14 protein-coding genes are annotated in these 16,613 nt (G+C 72.2%); 3 read left to right on the plus strand and 11 right to left on the minus strand.

The genetic code is table 11. The features are described from left to right. Positions 1–46: 46 nt before the first annotated feature. The 9 genes from HGK68_RS08460 to HGK68_RS08500 all read right to left on the minus strand — a co-directional run bounded on the left by HGK68_RS08460 (position 47) and on the right by HGK68_RS08500 (position 11,409). On the minus strand, positions 47–1,060 hold the full coding sequence (locus HGK68_RS08460; RefSeq protein ID WP_169165565.1) for a LacI family DNA-binding transcriptional regulator: 1,014 nt from the start codon (positions 1,058–1,060) through the stop codon (positions 47–49). A 172-nt stretch (positions 1,061–1,232) separates the two neighbouring features. Then, entirely contained in the window at positions 1,233–3,668 is a 2,436-nt protein-coding gene (locus tag HGK68_RS08465; RefSeq protein ID WP_169165566.1) for a glycosyl hydrolase 53 family protein, read from the minus strand. Continuing rightward, a complete protein-coding gene (locus tag HGK68_RS08470) occupies positions 3,668–4,522 on the minus strand; it encodes a sugar ABC transporter permease (protein WP_169165567.1) in 855 nt (284 codons plus the stop codon). Before HGK68_RS08470 ends, HGK68_RS08465 begins: the two co-directional genes overlap by 1 nt. Then, positions 4,522–6,111: an ABC transporter permease subunit gene (locus HGK68_RS08475; RefSeq protein WP_169165568.1), complete on the minus strand. Its 1,590-nt coding sequence runs from the start codon at positions 6,109–6,111 to the stop codon at positions 4,522–4,524. Before HGK68_RS08475 ends, HGK68_RS08470 begins: the two co-directional genes overlap by 1 nt. 75 nt (positions 6,112–6,186) lie before the next feature. Continuing rightward, positions 6,187–7,389: a sugar ABC transporter substrate-binding protein gene (locus tag HGK68_RS08480; RefSeq protein ID WP_246260211.1), complete on the minus strand. Its 1,203-nt coding sequence runs from the start codon at positions 7,387–7,389 to the stop codon at positions 6,187–6,189. 125 nt (positions 7,390–7,514) lie between these two features. Next, complete coding sequence (locus HGK68_RS08485) at positions 7,515–9,524, minus strand: beta-galactosidase (RefSeq protein ID WP_169165570.1); 2,010 nt, start codon at positions 9,522–9,524, stop codon at positions 7,515–7,517. Positions 9,525–9,748: 224 nt separating this feature from the next. Beyond that, positions 9,749–10,255: a P-loop nucleotide/nucleoside kinase family protein gene (locus tag HGK68_RS08490; RefSeq protein ID WP_246260213.1), complete on the minus strand. Its 507-nt coding sequence runs from the start codon at positions 10,253–10,255 to the stop codon at positions 9,749–9,751. 1 nt (position 10,256) lies between these two features. After that, positions 10,257–10,655, minus strand: coding sequence for a PPOX class F420-dependent oxidoreductase (locus tag HGK68_RS08495; RefSeq protein WP_169165571.1), 399 nt, complete (start codon positions 10,653–10,655; stop codon positions 10,257–10,259). A gap of 55 nt (positions 10,656–10,710) precedes the next feature. Beyond that, a complete protein-coding gene (locus tag HGK68_RS08500) occupies positions 10,711–11,409 on the minus strand; it encodes a TetR/AcrR family transcriptional regulator (RefSeq protein WP_206155724.1) in 699 nt (232 codons plus the stop codon). Positions 11,410–11,486: 77 nt separating this feature from the next. Between HGK68_RS08500 and HGK68_RS08505 the strand changes: the two genes are divergently transcribed. Next, positions 11,487–12,905: an MFS transporter gene (locus HGK68_RS08505; RefSeq protein WP_169165573.1), complete on the plus strand. Its 1,419-nt coding sequence runs from the start codon at positions 11,487–11,489 to the stop codon at positions 12,903–12,905. 85 nt (positions 12,906–12,990) lie between these two features. Here the strand turns inward: HGK68_RS08505 and HGK68_RS08510 are convergent, their stop codons facing one another. After that, entirely contained in the window at positions 12,991–13,446 is a 456-nt protein-coding gene (locus tag HGK68_RS08510) for a VOC family protein (RefSeq protein WP_169165574.1), read from the minus strand. Positions 13,447–13,550: 104 nt separating this feature from the next. On the opposite strand from HGK68_RS08510, the gene HGK68_RS08515 reads away from it, so the two are divergent. Continuing rightward, positions 13,551–14,549 carry a helix-turn-helix transcriptional regulator gene (locus tag HGK68_RS08515; RefSeq protein ID WP_246260215.1) on the plus strand — a complete coding sequence of 333 codons (999 nt, stop codon included), beginning with the start codon at positions 13,551–13,553 and terminating at the stop codon, positions 14,547–14,549. Between the two features lie 7 nt (positions 14,550–14,556). On the opposite strand, the gene HGK68_RS08520 is transcribed toward HGK68_RS08515, so the two are convergent. Beyond that, positions 14,557–15,096: a putative immunity protein gene (locus HGK68_RS08520; RefSeq protein ID WP_169165575.1), complete on the minus strand. Its 540-nt coding sequence runs from the start codon at positions 15,094–15,096 to the stop codon at positions 14,557–14,559. A gap of 285 nt (positions 15,097–15,381) precedes the next feature. Between HGK68_RS08520 and HGK68_RS08525 the strand changes: the two genes are divergently transcribed. Continuing rightward, positions 15,382–16,548 carry a Cmx/CmrA family chloramphenicol efflux MFS transporter gene (locus HGK68_RS08525; RefSeq protein WP_169165576.1) on the plus strand — a complete coding sequence of 389 codons (1,167 nt, stop codon included), beginning with the start codon at positions 15,382–15,384 and terminating at the stop codon, positions 16,546–16,548. The last annotated feature ends 65 nt before the right edge of the window (positions 16,549–16,613 follow it).

Here is a 16,613-nt window from a genome sequence, read left to right on the forward strand (position 1 = left end):
TCTCCTCCCCGCGCGCTCATACGCATGACCGCGCGGGGACAGCCTGTCAGGTCGTCCCGCGCTCCACCAGCGCCGTGGGCAGCGTGATCCTGGCCGGTTCCGCCCCGTCCACCACCTCGAGCAGCAACCGGACCATCTCGGCCGCGATCCGTTCCAGTGGTTGGCGGATGGTGGTCAGCGGCGGCTCCAACGTGGCCGCCAGGCCCGAGTCGTCGAAGCCACCCACCGCCACGTCCTGCGGCACGGTGCGGCCGGCCTCGCGCAGGCTCGCCAGCGCCCCGGCCGCCATCAGGTCCGAGGCCACGAAGACCGCGTCCAGATCCGGTCGCCGGTCCAGCAGGGTCCGCATGGCCTGCTGTCCACCGGCGCGGGTGTAGTCGCCGTGCGCGACCAGCTCGGGGTCGTACCGCTCCCCCAGCGCGTCCCGGTAGCCCGCCAGTCGCCGCAGACCGCCCGGGGTGTCCTGCGGGCCGGTGATGGTCGCGATCCGGCTCCGCCTCCGGGACAGCAGGTGCTCGGTCATGGTGCGCGCGCCACCGAAGTCGTCCGCCGACACCCAGCCGATCCGGTCCTCGTAGCCCAGCGGCTCACCGCAGGCGATGGTCGGCACGCCCTGGCGCAGCAGATCCCCGACCACCGGGTTGCCGTGGTGGGAGGAGATCAGCAGCACGCCGTCGACGTGCCCGGCGGCGACGTAGTCGGTGATCCGGCGACGCTCCTGCGGGGCACCGGCCACCATCAGCAGCAGTGGCATCTCCCGCGCGGACAGGGCCTCCGCCGCGGCCCGGAGCAGGATGGAGAACGTCGGGTCCTCGAACAGCAGGTGCTGGGGTTCGGTGAGCAGGAAGGCGACCGAGTTGGACCGGCCGGTCACCAGGCTTCGCGCGTGCTGGTTCGCCGCGTAGCCGGTGGAGCGGATCGCGTCCCGCACCGCCTGCTCGGCCTCCGGCGACACCCAGTGCCCGCCGTTCAGCACCCGGGACACCGTGCCCCGGGACACCCCGGCCACGGCTGCCACGTCACGGATCGTCGGGCGTCTGCGCCCGGTCGAGGACTCCACGGGCCCGACCTTACGGGCTGGCCGGGTCGCGGAGCGGGAGGTCGGGGCGGTGCTGGGCGCACCGTCACCCGTTGTGCCCAGAGCGAGGGCAGTCGACCGCGAGGTGCCCGAGGGCGCAGGGGTGCCGATCCGGGTCGCCCCCGGACCGCTCCCGCCTGCGCCCTCCTGACGCTCAGGCACCCGAGGGCCGTCGCCGCACCGCGCGCACCGCCCCGAGCACCACCACACCACCGAGCAGCAGCAGTCCGGCCGCGAGCACTGGTCCGGCCATACCGGAGCCGGTGGTGGCCAGCGTGGAGGCGGGCGAGGTGGGGCGACCGGACGTGGTGCCCGGGGCCTGTGCGGTTCCCGAAGCTGGGGTCCCCGGGTTCGGGGTCCCAGGGTTCGGGGTCCCAGGGTCCGGCGTTCCCGGGTCGGGCGTTCCGGGGTCCGGGGTCCCCGGGGCGCCCGGATCCGGCGCGCGCTCCAGCCCGGCCAGTGCCGTCCGCAGCTCGGCGACCGCCGCGTCCACCGCCGCCTGCCCCGGACTCGGCGCGTCCAGCACGAACCGGCCGCGGTCGACCGCTCGGTCCAGCGCGACCAGCGAGGCGGCCGTGAACGCGGCCCGGTCGATCGCGTCCGCGTCGTCGACCAGGCTGCGCAGCGGTGCGACGTCCCCGGCGGCCGAGGTCGGCATCGCCACCAGCGCCACCTCGTCCAGCGTGCCCCAGGCACCCGCGCTGAGCTGGAAGGACGCCGACACCACGACCACCCCGTCGGAGGCGACCGCCAGCGGTGCCGTCTGCGGCTGCTGCCAGTTCTGGTACCCGCTGAGCCGGAAGTCGGCGGATACCGAGGAGATGCCGGAGCTGGCACTGATCCGGGTGACGTCGGCGGATCCCGACCCGTCGCCCTGCACCTGCGCCGACAGTCGGTACTGCCCCGCCGGCACCCCGGTCAGGGTCTGCTCCACGGTGAAGGAGTACGCGCTGCCGGACCAGAAGTGCACCGACCGGTTCCCGGCGTAGGGGTCGTCGGTGGAGCTGATCGTGTACCCCGTCCCGGTGCCGGTCCACGGCGCGACGCCGTCCTCGAAGCCGGAGTTGACCACCAGGTTGGTGCCCTGGCCCGCATCCGCCAGCACCGTGACGGTGGCGACCACCGGGTGTCCACCCGTGGTCACGCCGGTCACCCGGTAGGTCCCGGCGCCGAGGATCCACGCGGTGTCGCCACGCCAGGTGACCGCCTGGTCCTCGCCGGTGCCGTCGTTGTAGCTGACCCGCACGGTGGTGGGCAGCGTGATCGGGTCACCGTCCACCACGGTCAGCGCCGGGTTGGTCACCGCGTCCACCTTGCGGGGAGCGACCGAGCCGGTCACCGCGTACTGGTACACCCGCAGTGACTCCAATGGGGTCCCGTCGTGGGCGAACATCGCCTGGTTGTCCCAGCCGGAGCCGCCGAAGTCGTCGGCCCACTCCCCACCCAACGCGCCGTCGGGGTCGTAGAACTCCTGGGACGCCGGGCTCGCCCAGCCGGACCCGTCCCGGTCCCAGAGCAGCCGATTGGCGGCCGCCTGGTCCGCCGGGCCCACCGCCAGCCAGGCGGGTTCCCAGTAGAAGGTGCCCAGCCCGTGGCCGCCGGAGACGTTGGCCACCGCCTGCATCACGTCGCGCACCGCCGATGCCTGGCCCTGCACGGTGGCCGGGTAGGCGGACGGCTCGGTGCGGATCACGTTCGGGTACCCGTCGCCGTCGGCGAGGGTGTACGCCCAGGAGGTCTCGGCGACCGCCACGTCCTTGCCGTAGGTGGTGGCGACCTGGTTCAGCACCGCGGTCAGGTTCTCCGGTGTGCCGTGCCAGAACGGGTAGTACGAGCTGAGGAAGACGTCGTAGTCCACGCCGCGGTCGTCCAGTGCCTTCGCCGCCGCCGCGTACTGGCCGGCCCGCTCCGGGTTGGTGAAGTGCACGGCGACCTTGACCTGCGGCCCGAGGGTCGACCGGACGGCCTCCGACCCGGACTGGAACAGCCGGGCGGTGTCGTCCCAGCCGGTCGTCCCGGCGATCTCGCCACCGGTGGTCTCGTTGCCGATCTGCACCATGCCCACGTCGACACCGGCCGCGGCCATCGACGCCAGGGTGTCGGCGGTGTAGTCGTGCAGAGCGGTGATCCGGCCGTCCAGGTCCAGCCCGCGCCAGGCCTTCGGCAGCTTCTGCTGCCCCGGGTGCGCCCAGAAGTCCGAGTAGTGGAAGTCGACCAGCACCTGCATCCCGGCGGCGGTGGCCCGCTGCCCGATCTCGATCGCCCGGGCCGCGTCCACGTTGCCGCCGCCGTACCCGGCCCCGTCGGCGGTGAACGGGTCGTTCCAGACCCGGATCCGGGTCCAGTTCACGCCGTGGTCGGCCAGCAGCTCGAACAGGTCGGCGGGCTGCCCGGCCTCGTCACGGAACACCACCCCGGATGCCTCCAGGGACAGCACGGTGGAGACGTCCACCCCGTTGATCCAGTCCGCGCCCATCCCCTCGACCCGGGGCACGGTGATTCCCGCGTCCACCGGCCCGTCGTCGGCCATCGCCGGAGCGGCTCCCAGGGCCAGCGCCCCGGCCAGGATTCCCACCATCAGTCGTCTCATCAGCCCTTCACCGATCCCGCCGACAGCCCGCCGACGATGTAGCGCTGCAACGACAGGAACAGCGCCAGCACCGGGATCGAACCGATCACCGCACCGGCGGCGAACAGTCCCCAGCGCGAGGTCAGCTGGTTGGAGACCCACTGGTACATCCCCACCGCGAGGGTCCAGTTCTCCTCCGAGGTGAGCACGATCCGGGCCAGGATGAAGTCGCCGAAGGCCGCGATGAACGCCAGCAGCGCGACCACCGCGAGAATCGGCGTCACCAGCGGCATGATCAGCCGCCAGTAGATCTGCGCATGGGTGGCACCGTCGATGGTCGCCGCCTCGTCGATCTCCCGGGGCACCGAGTTGAAGAAGCCGTACATCAGGAAGGTGTTCGCGCCCAGCGCCCCGCCCAGGTAGACGCAGATCAGCGCGATCCGGGAGTTCACGCCCAGCGCCGGGATCACGTTCCCCAGCGAGATCAGCAGCAGGAACACCGCCACGAACGCCACCGTCTGCGGGAACATCTGGATGATCAGCAGCGTGGTCAGCGAGGCACGGCGACCGCGGAACCGGAACCGGCTGAACGCGTAGGCGGCGGCCGCCCCCATCAGCACGGCCCCGAACGCGGCAGCACCGCCGATCACCAGGGTGTTGGTCACCCAGGTCCAGAACATCGTGCCGCTCAGCGCGCTGAAGTTGTCCAGGCCGATCGAGCTGAACAGCCGACTCGACCCGGCCAGCGAACCGCGCGGGTCCAGGGCGGCCGACAGCGCGTAGACCAGCGGGAACACCGCGTAGAACACGATCACCGCGCCGACCGGGTACTTCCAGCCGACCTCGGCCCACCACCGACGGTTACGGGTCGTCATCACATCTCCTCGAGCTTGCGGGTGCGGCGGAAGGCCAGCGCGGAGATCACGCCGATCACGATGAACACCACGATGGAGAGCGCACTCGCCAGGCCGTAGTCGGCCCGACCGCCGGAGACCCCGGAGATCTGGTAGATCGCGCTGATCAGGATGTCGGTCGACCCCATCGGCGTGCTGGACCCGCTGAACGCCGGGCCACCGCCGGTGAGCATGTAGATGATGGTGAAGTTGTTGAAGTTGAAGGCGAAGGAGGCGATCGCCAGCGGTGCGGTGGAGACCAGCAGCATCGGCAGGGTGATCGACCGGAACTGCCGCCACCGCCCGGCACCGTCCACCCGGGCCGCCTCCATCACGTCACCGGGCAGTGCCTGCAGCGCGCCGGTGGTGACCAGGAACCAGTACGGGTAGCTCAGCCACAGGTTCACCCAGAGGATCGCGAGCTTGGCCAGCCACGGGTCGCTCAGCCAGCCGATGTCCGCGCCGAGGAAGAACCACTCGTTGACCACCCCGAACTCGCTGTTCAGCATCCCGCGCCAGAGCAGGGCGGACATGAACGCCGGGAAGGCGTACGGCAGGATCATCAGCGTCCGCAGCACCTTGCGGCCGCGCACCCGGGGGTCGTTGTAGATCAGCGCGAACAGCAGCCCCAGCCCGAAGCTGGTCAGCACGGTCAGGATGGCGAAGGCGAACGTCCAGAGCGTCACCTTGAGCAACGGCGAGGCGTAGGTCGCGTCGGTGAACGCCCGGACGAAGTTGTCGAAGCCGACGTTGACGTACCACCCGGCGGCGAGCCGGTCGCCGTCCGGGCTGACGAAGCTCCCCCGGTCGTCGGGCGCGTAGACGACGCCGGTCTCGGTGTTGGTGATGGTCTGCTCGTCGGCGTCCCAGACCAGCCGGGAGGTGTAGATCGCGCCGGTCGATCCCTCCCGGGTGCGCAGCGAGCCGTCCTCGGCGTCGTCGGAGATCGGCACCCGGAGCGCGACCACCTGCTGCTGCAGGTCGGTGTCGGTGAACAGGTCGGCCCGCGGGACGACGGTCCAGCCCGGCACGACGTCGGGGGTGCCGTTGTCACCGATCGTCGCGCCCTCGACCTCGGTCAGCGGCTGCTCGGTGGTGCCGACCCGCACTCTGCCCGTGTCGCCAGCATCCACGATGGCGAAGCCCAGCTCGTCGCCATTGCGCACCACCGCCAACGGGTACTGCGGGGAGTCCGCCACCGGCCGCTCGTCCTGGATCAGCGCCGCGTCCACCGCCTGCTGCATCGAGCCGAGATGGCCGGTGCCGTAGTTCGTGAAGGCGACGTAGCCGGTGTACAGCAGCGTGAACATCTGGAACACGGCCAGGAACACCAGACCGGGGAACAGGTACTTCAGCGGGACGGCGCGCTTGCTGAAGTAGATCCAGTCGGCGGCCAGCAGCCCGACCAGCAGCGCGGCCAGGATCACCCAGGCTCCGGCGGTGTAGGCGGACAGGATCGCCGTGATGCCGGCCGCGTTGACCAGCATCATCAGCAACAGCTTCGCCACGAACCCGCCGCCCAGCCCACGCCACGACCGGGCGTGCGACTCGCGGGGTGGTGCTTCGGACATGGCAGGGGACTCCTCGGATCGCCGGACGATGACGGGGCCGGACGGGGCGCGGGGATGGCGCCCCGTCCGGGTGGATCAGCCGCCGATCGCGGTCTGGATGCTGCCGACCGCGCCGGTCCAGGTGGCCTGCGGGTCCTCCCCCTTGATCAGCGCGATCTGCGCCGCGTTCCAGAAGTCCCAGACCGCGCCCATCTCCGGGATGTTCGGCATCGGGACGCCGTTCTGCGCCGAGGCGATGAACCCGGCGATGATCGGGTCGTCGGCGACCTCCTCGGCCACCGCGGTCAGCGCCGGGATGCGCGGGTCGGCGTCGTAGAGCGCCTGCTGCGCCTCGTCGGTCGCCACGTAGTTGGCCAGGAACTCGTTGGCCAGCAGCGCGTTCTTGGACTGCGCCGACAGGTAGAAGCCCTGCACCCCGACGAAGGGCGAGGCGGTCTCGCCACCGGCGGACGGGATCGGGTTCACCGCGACGTTCACGCCGGCGTCCTGGAAGGTCGGGATCGTCCACGGACCCTGCACGATGAACGGCGACTGTCCGGTGGCGAACAGCTCGTTGCCGATGTCGTAGTCCACCGTGTCGGTGAAGTACCCGGTGCCCGCGGCACCGTTGTCGTGGATCCACTGCGCGTAGGCCACGCCGGCGTCACCGGCCATGCCGACCTCGCTGGTGTACGACCCGTCGGTGTCCTGCACGAACACCGGCGCCCCGAAGGACGTCTGGAAGGCGTAGGAGGTGTACATGTCACCCTCGGCGCCGTTGGTGTAGAGGATGAACGGCCGGTCACCGAACCCGGCGTCGGTCGCCATCTGGATCATCTCGTCCCAGGTGGTCGGCGCCGTGTCCCCCACCAGGTCGGTGTTCTGGATCAGCGCCACCGACTCCTGGGCGTAGGGCAGCGCGTACAGCTGACCGTCGTAGGTGAACGCCTCCAGGGTCACCGGCTCGAAGTCGGCCGCCCGGTCGGCCAGGTCCAGGGTGTCCACCACGCCGGACTCGACGAACTCGCCCAGCCAGTCGTGCGCACCCACGGTGATGTCCGGCCCCTCACCGGTCGGCACCTGGGACAGGAAGTCGGCGCGCAGGTCCTCGAAGTTCTTCTGCACGATCGTCACCGTCGCGCCGGTGTCCGCCTCGAAGTCGGCGGCGGCGTTCTTGATCGCCTCGGCCCGCTCGGCATCGGACCAGATCACCAGCTCGGCACCCGAACCGTCCGAGCCACCGGCGCTGCTGGACTCGGGGGTGTCGCCACCGCCGCCGCAGGCCGCCAGGAGGGTCATCGTCGCCACAGCGGCGAGGCCCACTGCGAAGTTTCTCCGCATCTTGCTGTCCTTCCGACGTCGGGCCGCCTCGTCGCGGCCCTCACTGCCCACGGCGCCTCGTCGCGCCGCGGGGTACTGCCGCGTCATGCCGGTCCGCCTGCGCGATCACCCCCCGCACGGACGACCGCCGTCGCGCCCGCCGCCAGCCGGAGACCGTCGACCTCCGCACCGGAGATCAGCTCGGTCCCGGCCAGGTCCAGCCGCACGTCCTGGTCCCGGTGGTTCACCGCCACCAGGTAGTCATGGGTCTCGCCGTGCCGGGTGATCACCTCGACCCCCTCCGGCCGGCCCGGCGGCACGATCCCGGCATCGGCGTAGACCGCCGCGACCACCGGGGCCAGCGCCTCGACCGACAGCGCGGTGCTGACGTACCAGCCGGTGCCCGACCCGTGGGTGTGCCGGGTGATCGCCGCCATCCCGTCCGCCGGACCGCCCCGGTACACGCCGCGGGTCTCGGCCCCGTCCAGCACCAGGTGTTCGGCCCAGACCTCGGTGGGCAGCCGCTCACCGGCGAGTTCCACCTCCGCGGCACCCCGGATCGGGAGGAACTCCTCGGTCGCCACCCCGAGCACCGTGCGCAACGGGGTGCCGAAGCCGCCCGGGTGCACGGCGTCGTACTCGTCCACCACCGCGGCGAAGCAGGACACCAGCAGCGTCCCGCCCTCGGCGACGTAGCCGGTGAGGTTCTTCGCCGCCGCGTCGGTCACCAGATACGACGCCGGTGCGACCACCAGCCGGTAGCCGGACAGGTCGTCCTCCGGGTGGGCGAAGTCGACGGTCACGCCGTCCCGCCACAGCCGCTCGTAGTAGGTCCGCATCCGCTCGCGGAAGCCGAGCCGGTCCGACGGTCGCCACTCCAGCTCCTGCGCCCACAGCGACTCCCAGTCGTAGAGCACCGCGACCTGCGGCCGCACCCGCGACCCGGCGACCTCGGCCAACGACCCCAGCGTGGACCCCAGCTCGACCACCTCGCGGAACACCCGGGACCCGGTCCCGGCGTGCGGCAGCATCGCGGAGTGGAACTTCTCCGCGCCGGAGCGCGAAGCGCGCCACTGGAAGAACAGGATCCCGTCCGCCCCCCGGCCCAGGTGGGTCAGCGCGTTGCGCCGCATCTCCCCCGGACGCTTGGCGATGTTGTGCCCCTGCCAGTTCACCGCCGAGGTGGAGTGCTCCATCAGCACCCAGGGCTTGCCCCGGGCCACCGACCGGGTCAGGTCGGCCGACAGCGCCAGACCGATGTGCGCCTCCGGGTCCGGCGACCACAGGTAGTGGTCGTCCGAGACGATGTCCACCTCCCGCGCCCACCGCCACAGGTCGGTGTTGTAGGACTGGTGGGCCATGAAGTTCGTGGTGATCGGCTGGCGCGCGTGCGCCCGGATCGCGTCCCGCTCGGCGATGAAGCAGGCCCGCATCTGGTGGTCGGTGAACCGCGCGAAGTCCAGCTGCTGCGCCGGGTTCGCCGTCGACGCCGTGGCGGCCGGTGCCCCGACGTGCTCCCACTCCCCGTACACCTGACCCCAGAACGCGGTGCCCCAGGCGGCGTTCAGCGCGTCCAGCGACCCGTACCGCTCGCGCAGCCAGTCGCGGAACGCGGCCACCGACTGCGGCGAGTAGTCGTCGCTGACCGGTGCGCCGTACTCGTTGTGCACGTGCCACATCACCACCGCCGCATGCTCGGCATAGCGCTGCGCCAGTTCCCCCGCGATCCGGGTCGCCGCCCGCCGGTACGCGGCCGAGCTCGGCGACACCATCCCGCGCGAACCGGGTCCGATCACCACACCGTCCCGGGTCACCACCCGGCTGTCCGGGTAGGTGGCGTAGAACCAGGCAGGCGGTGCCGCGGTCGGCGTCCCGAGGTCGACCGCGATCCCGTTCGCGTGCAACAGGTCGAGCACCTCGTCCAGCCAGCCGAAGTCGAACTCCCCCTCGCGCGGCTCGAGCATCGCCCAGGAGAAGATGCCGACGCTGACCAGGTTCACCCCGGCCTCGCGCATCAGCGCCACGTCCTCGTCCCAGACGTGGCGGGGCCACTGTTCGGGGTTGTAGTCGCCGCCGTAGGAGATCCCCGGGGTCGGCCAAGTCCACTCGCTCATGCTGTGTCGCTCCCTTGCGATGCTGTGCACGGTCACAGTACGCGGATGAGCTGGCATGGTGGGAAGTGGGCGATTGTGTTCGTTATGGGACTGTGACCGTGCACGGTGCAGGTGGCCGACAACGGGATTCCCGTCGTCGGCGCCGCTCCGGACGCGCGCGACGGCAACCTGTTAGCCGGCGCGCACCGTGCAGTGTCCGGTGCCTGGTGTCCGGCGGCGGCGCGTCAGTCCGTGCGGATCACCCGCACCGGTCCCTCGTCCGCCCCCGGGGCCTGGAACCCGGCCAGGTGTCCGTCCATCCGCTCCCCGGTCACCGGGAGGTCATCCGGGCCCGCCCCGCCGCGTGCCGCCACCCGCGCCCGCATCGTCGCCTCCGACGCCACCAGGTGATGCACCACCGGCACCACCCCGGGCGCCGCCAGCACCGCCCGGTACCGATCACGAGACGCCCGCGACCAGAAGCTGGTGTCGACGACCACCCGCTGCCCGGCGCCGACCGCCGCGAGCATCCGGTCCTGGATCAGCGCGTGCACCCGATCAGCCACCGCCGCCGACACCGGGTGCTCCCGATACCCGCACTCCCAGGCCAACCGGTCGAAGGACAGCCAGAGGTAGCCGCGTGCCGCCAGCCGGGCAGCATGGGTCGACTTGCCCGCACCGGCCGGCCCGCAGACCAGCACCACCCGCTCGTCGAGGTCGCTGGACCCCGGCTCCGCCGTCGACCCGTCCATCTCAGCCCCGCGTCACCCGCAGGATCACCCGATCCCCCGGTTTGCGCTGTACCCGGCGCACCAGCCGCTCGAAGCCCAGCACCAGCGCCACCTGCACCCCGTACTTCCTCCGCAGCGCGGCCGTCGCCTCCGGCAGCGCCCGGTCCGACCCGGCGATCACCGCGCGCGCGTCCACCGTCACCGCGCCCTCGGCCACCTTCCCGAACCGGTCGCACGGCCGCAGCCGCACCCGCTGGTCGTGGCGCAGCCGCCTCACCTTCCCGGTCGACGCCTCCGAGGTGACCACGAGCGCGTCGCCCTCCGGAGCGATCCACACCGGCGTCGACACCGGGTCGCCGTTGCGCCGGTACGTGGTCAGCGAGACGAAGCGCGCCTGGGCGATGGTGCTCCACGGATCCATCGGCTCACGGTAGTGCTGGTCACCCCCGCACGCCCCCGCTGTCGAGCGGGCTCGCTCAGGCGGGCTCGCCGTCGGGCAGCCGCCGGGCGTGCTCGCCCAGCACCCCGTCGATCAGCACGTCGATCGCCCATCCGGCCCGCGCCCCCGGGCTCCCGACGGTGAACAGCTCCGGACCGGTCGCCGCGAGCAACGGGTGCCGGGTCGGGTCGGCGGCGGCCAGCGTCGCTTCCAGGTCGGTCAGCTCCTGGCCGTCCACCGCAGCGTGCGCCGCCCATTCGACCGCCGACGCGGTGGCGTGCTGCAGCAGCAGGTCGACCGCCCGTGCCGCGACCGGGGCGTCCAGGCCGAGGTCGCCGAGCAGACGGAGCAGGAGTTCGAGCAGATCCAGGTAGTGCGGCCCCTCCGGCCAGGTGACCAGTGCGGCCTGGGCGAGCGCCGGCTGTCCGGCGAGCAGGTGGGTGTAGTCGCCGATCACCCGGTGCAGTCGTGCCCGGGCGGACTCCTGGCCGTCCCAGTCCAGATCGAGTTCGGCCAGGTGCCGGTCGATCAGCAGCGCGTTCAGCTCGGTGATGTTGCGGACGTACACGTAGAGCGAGGCGGGGCCGGTGTCCAGTGCCGTCGCCAGTCGGCGCATCGTCACCGCCTTCGCGCCCTCGTTCCGCATCAGGTCCATCGCCGTGTCGACGATCCCGGCACGGGACAGCGGGGGCTTGGCGGGGCGGTCGCGGCGGCTCACCGGTTCAGGGCGCTTCACCCGCCCGATCCTACGCACCATTGCATCCTGACGAACGCGTTCGTTACGATGCCGTTCGTCCCGATTGAGGAGTTCCCATGACCACCACCCAGACCCCCGCGACGCCCCGCTTCGTGTCCAACCGGACCGTGTGGCTCACGCTGATCGTCGTCCTGCTCGCCGACGCGATGGACCTGATCGACTCGACCATCACCAACATCGCCGCCCCGTCGATCGTCACCGACCTCGGCGCCGACGACAGCCTGATCAAATGGCTCGGCGCCGCCTACGCCCTGGCCCTCGGTTCCCTGCTGGTGCTCGGCGGCCGCCTCGGTGACCGCTTCGGCCAGCGCCGCACCTTCCTGCTCGGGATGACCGGCTTCATCCTGGCCTCGGCCGCCGCCGGGTGCGCCGGGTCGCCCGGACTGCTGGTCGCCGCCCGCGCTCTGCAAGGCATCTTCGGCGCGCTGCTGATCCCGCAGGGCATGGCGATCATGTCGGCGACCTTCCCGAAGCCGATGCTGCAGAAGGCGTTCAGCGTGTTCGCGCCGATGCTCGGGGTGTTCGCGGTCGCCGGACCGATCCTCGGCGGCGTGCTGATCGACGCCGACCTGTTCGGCCTGTCCTGGCGGCCGATCTTCCTGATCAACGTGCTGCTCGGCGGCGTCGCCCTGGTGATGGCCGTCCGCTACCTGCCCGCCGTCCCGGCCCACCCGCACGCCCGGATCGACGTGCTGGGCAGCGTGCTGCTGGTGATCGCCCTGTTCGGCGTCCTCTACGGCCTGATCGAGGGCTCGGGCACCGGCTGGGGTGCGCTGTCCATCACCGCCATCGTGGTCGGGGTGGGAGTCTTCGCCGGATTCGTCTGGCGGCAGGCGCGGAGCACCGACCCGCTGCTGCCCCGCAGCCTGCTGGCGAACCGCGGGTTCACCGCCGGCCTGGTCGTCGGGCTGCTGGTCTTCGCGGGGTTCAGCGGGCTGATGTACGTCATCTCGCTGTTCTTCCAGTTCGGCCTCGGCTACAGCCCGACCCAGACGTCGTTGAACCTGATCCCGCTCACCGTCGGCATCATGGCCGGGTCCGGCGTCGCCGCCGCGCTGATCGTCAAGCTCGCCCGCCGCCTGGTGGTGCTCGGCCTGGTCGCCGTCCTGGCCGGTGTCGCCGTCCTGCTGGTCCTGGTGCAGACCGTCGGTCTGGACATCACCTGGTGGCAGAGCGCCATCGCCACCCTGCTGATGGGTCTCGGGGCGGGCATCTGCTTCAGCTCGATCTTCAACACCGCCCTCGGCGACGTCGACCCGGAGGAGGCCGGTTCGGCCAGCGGCTCGCTCAGCGCCGTCCAGCAGGTCGCCAACGGCATCGGTTCCGCCCTGGTCACCAGCGTCTTCCTCGCCCAGCTGCCCCACGGCGACATCTCCGCGGTGACCGTCACCCTGGTCGTCCTGCTCGGCCTGATCGGTGCCTGCCTGCTCGCGGTGCCGCTGCTGCCCACCCGGGCGGTCGCCGACGTGGACTGACCCGCACGCGGTCGGCCCCGCCCGTCGCCTGACGACCCGACCGCGGTCGGCCCGCCCATCACCGGACCGGGCCGACCGCGTCGTCTCACTCCTGGACGTCGATCACCCAGGTCACCCCGAACCGGTCGGTCAGCATCCCGAAGCCCGGGCTCCACGGTGACGCCGCCAGCGGCTCGACGATCTGCGCGCCCTCCGCCAGCCCGTCCCAGATCGCCTGGACCTCGGCCAGCGACTCCCCGCGCAGCGACAGGAAGAACGACCGGTCGGTGATCGTCGTCCCGTTCTCCCGCCGCGTCGACCCCGGCTCACCGGCAGCCGATCCCGCCGCTGCCCCCGGGATGTCGTAGGCCATCACCCGGAACCCGTCGGCGCTCACCACCTGCCCGAACACCAGCAGCTCCGCACCCGGCAGCTCCCGCGGCATCCCGAAGTCACCGTAGGTGGCGCAGGTCAGCTCGCCGCCCAGCACCGAGCGGTAGAACTCAAGCGCCGCCCGGGCCGTGCCCGGGAAGTTGAGGTGGGTCGTGGTCGTGATGCTCATGGCAAGCCCTTCGTCGCTGGGCCGCCGACTGCCGACGACCACGGGACCACCCTCCAGGTGGTAGCGGACAGCTCCGGTCCGCTACTGCCTGCCACACTGCTCCGGTGACCGGAACCCCGACCCGCCTGCTGACCCTGCTGTCGCTGCTCCAGGCCCGCCGCGACTGGTCCGGCCCCGCCCTCGCCGACCGCCTCGCCGTCACCACCCGCACCGTGCGCCGCGACGTCGACCGGCTGCGCGACCTCGGCTACACCATCACCGCCGTCAAAGGCCCCGACGGTGGCTACCGCCTCGGCGCCGGCAGCCAGGTGCCACCCTTGCTGTTCGACGACGAGCAGACCGTCGCCCTCGCCATCGCCCTGCAGCACACCCGCTCCGCCGGGATCGACCTCGACGAGGCATCCGCCCGCGCCCTGCGCACCGTCCGGCAGGTACTACCGCCCCACCTGCGCCACCGACTCGACCAGATCCGGTTCACCGACGCTGGCCCTGCACCCCGCGTCCAGCCGGACATCCTCGAAGCCGTCAGCACCGCCGTCCAGGCCCACCGCACCCTGACCTTCGACTACGGCGACGACACCACCCGGCCACCCCGCCGCGTCGAACCCCACGCCGTCGCCGCACGGCAGGGCCGGTGGTACCTGATCGCCTGGGACCTCGGGGCGGACGACTGGCGGGTGTTCCGACTGGACCGGCTCACGCCGAAGTTCGCCGGGGGTCACGCGTTCCCGCCGCGCGAGCTGCCGGGCGGCGGCGCCGAGGAGTTTCTCGCCGCACGGTTCCGGGGATCGGACAGCGGCAGTGCGTGGCCGTGCGTGGGCGAGGTGCTGATCGACCTGCCCGCCGAGCGGGTCGCGCCGTTCCTCGAAGACGGGGTGCTGGAGGTGGTGTCCGAGGGGCGGTGCCGGGTGCGGGTGGGGTCGTGGTCGTGGGCGGGAGTGGTGTCCTGGGTGCTGCGGTTCGACGCGGGGTTCGAGGTCGTGGGGCCGGAGGGGCTGGTGGCGGCGGCCCGGGAAGCGGCTGATCGGCTCGGGGCTGCGGTACCCGCCGAGTCCGCGGTGCCTGCCGGGCGTGCGGCACCTGCCAGGCCTGTCGCCGGATGATCGACGCTCAGCGCACCCGGCGCAGCTCGGCGTCCAGCAGCGCCATGAGCTGTGCGGTGCGCGCCCTCCCGGCGGGGGCGCGCGGGTAGCGACGCAGCACGTCGACCACCACCGGGGTCGCCCGATCACGGGCGTCCGCGATCACCCCACCCGACGCCGACGGATCGCCCCCCGCCCGGAGTTCCGCGATATACGCGGCACCGGCAGCGGCGCGGAGGATGTGGCCGACCTGATGTGCCTGGGCGATCGGGTGCAGGTAGGCGGCCGCGGCGGCATCACCGGCCGCTTGCGCGGCCCAGCGCGCGGACTCGTCCGGAGCCTCCCGCGCCGCACGGTGCGCGTCGAAGGCCGCCGCTCGCTGCCGGGTGGTACGCGGTCCGCCGCGCACGAACTCCTGTGCGACCGTGATCGCCGCCCGAGGGCGCGGGTCGTCCTGCACCGCGCCCTCGAACATGGGGAGCACGTCCTCGGCGAAGGACACCGCGAAACCGGCCACCGCCCGCAGTTCGGCGAGGGTCAATGCGAATCCGGGCGTGCTGGCGGCCATCCGGACAGTCTCCACCTGGACGCGCGCCGGGTGCCCCCGAACGGAGAGCAGTACGCGATACCGGGCAGCAGCACCGATCGCCAGTTTGCTAGCGTCACCGGGTGAGTTTCCCCGAAGCAGACAGGTCAGGGCTGCCGGTCCGCCGGTAGCCCGAGATGCCCCAGCCCCCGCCGCACCGCCTGCCGAGACCCATCCTCGCGCGGTGACGCGTGCGTGCTCACGCATCCGAAGCACCGGTGGCCATCGCCGCCACCCCTCGTCGCCCACGCTTCGGAAGGCACCGTCATGCCCGCTGTGCTCTACCTGCTCGCCGTCGCCACCTTCGCGCAAGGAACCTCCGAGTTCGTCCTGGCCGGCCTCCTGCCGCTGATCGCCGCCGACCTGGGCCTGCCACTCGCCCACGCGGGACTTCTCACCTCCGGCTTCGCCCTCGGGATGGTGATCGGCGCCCCGACGATGGCCGCCGCCGCACGACGCCTCTCCCCGCGATGGGCCCTGGCCGGCTTCCTCGCGCTGTTCATCACCGCGCACGCCGTCGGCGCTCTGACCGGCAGCTTCGCGGTGCTGCTCGCCTCCCGGATCGTCGCCGCCCTGGCGAACGCCGGCTTCCTCGCGGTGACGCTGTCGACGGTGACCCGGATCGTCCCGCCCGCACGCCACGCACGTGCGCTGGCGCTCATCCTGGGCGGCACCACCCTCGCCCTGATCGCCGGGGTGCCGGCCGGTGCCGTGATCGGCGAGGCGATCGGCTGGCGCGCCACCCTGTGGGCGATCGCCCTGCTGTGTGTGCCGACCGTGCCCGCCGTCCTGGCGTCCGTCCCGGCCCGAACCATGACAGCCACCGACTCCGCGGTCAGCATCGGACGCGAGGTCGCGAGCCTGCGCTCACCGACACTCCGCCTGCCGCTCGTGCTGGCGGTCCTGGTGAACGCCGCGACCTTCTGCAGCTTCACGTACCTGACCGTGATCGCCACCGGCCTCGCCGGACTACCCGACCGCATGGTGCCGTTCCTTCTGGCCGCGTTCGGCGTCGGGGCGTTCCTCGGCGTCTGGGTCGCGGGTCGATTCGGCGACCGACACGGGCGCCGGCGGATCACCGTCGCCGGGCCCTTGCTCCTCGCCGGGTGGGTCGTGCTCGCGCTGACCGCGGCCACGCCTGCCGCGCTCTGGACCCTCATCCTGACCCAGGGCACCCTGTCGTTCACCGTAGGCAGCACGCTGATCGCCAGGATCGTCGCCGCCGCTCACGCGGCGCCGACGCTGGGCGGGTCCTTCGCGACCACCGCCTTGAACGTCGGCGCAGTCATCGGCCCGCTGGTCGGCGGGTTCGCGCTGGACGCGGTCGGTCCGCGGGGTCCGTCGCTGGTCAGCGCGGTCCTGGTGCTGCTCGCCGTGGTGCTGTGGGGGTGCGGGCACGCGGACACTCGCCGCGATGCGCCGGTCGACCGGTGACTCGCGCGGAGCCGGCAATCCCGCCCCCGGATGGCGCGCACGCGCCCCGTCGGACGACCGCGGCG

The organism is Cellulomonas taurus, assembly GCF_012931845.1.
GTDB classification, from domain to species: domain Bacteria; phylum Actinomycetota; class Actinomycetes; order Actinomycetales; family Cellulomonadaceae; genus Cellulomonas; species Cellulomonas taurus.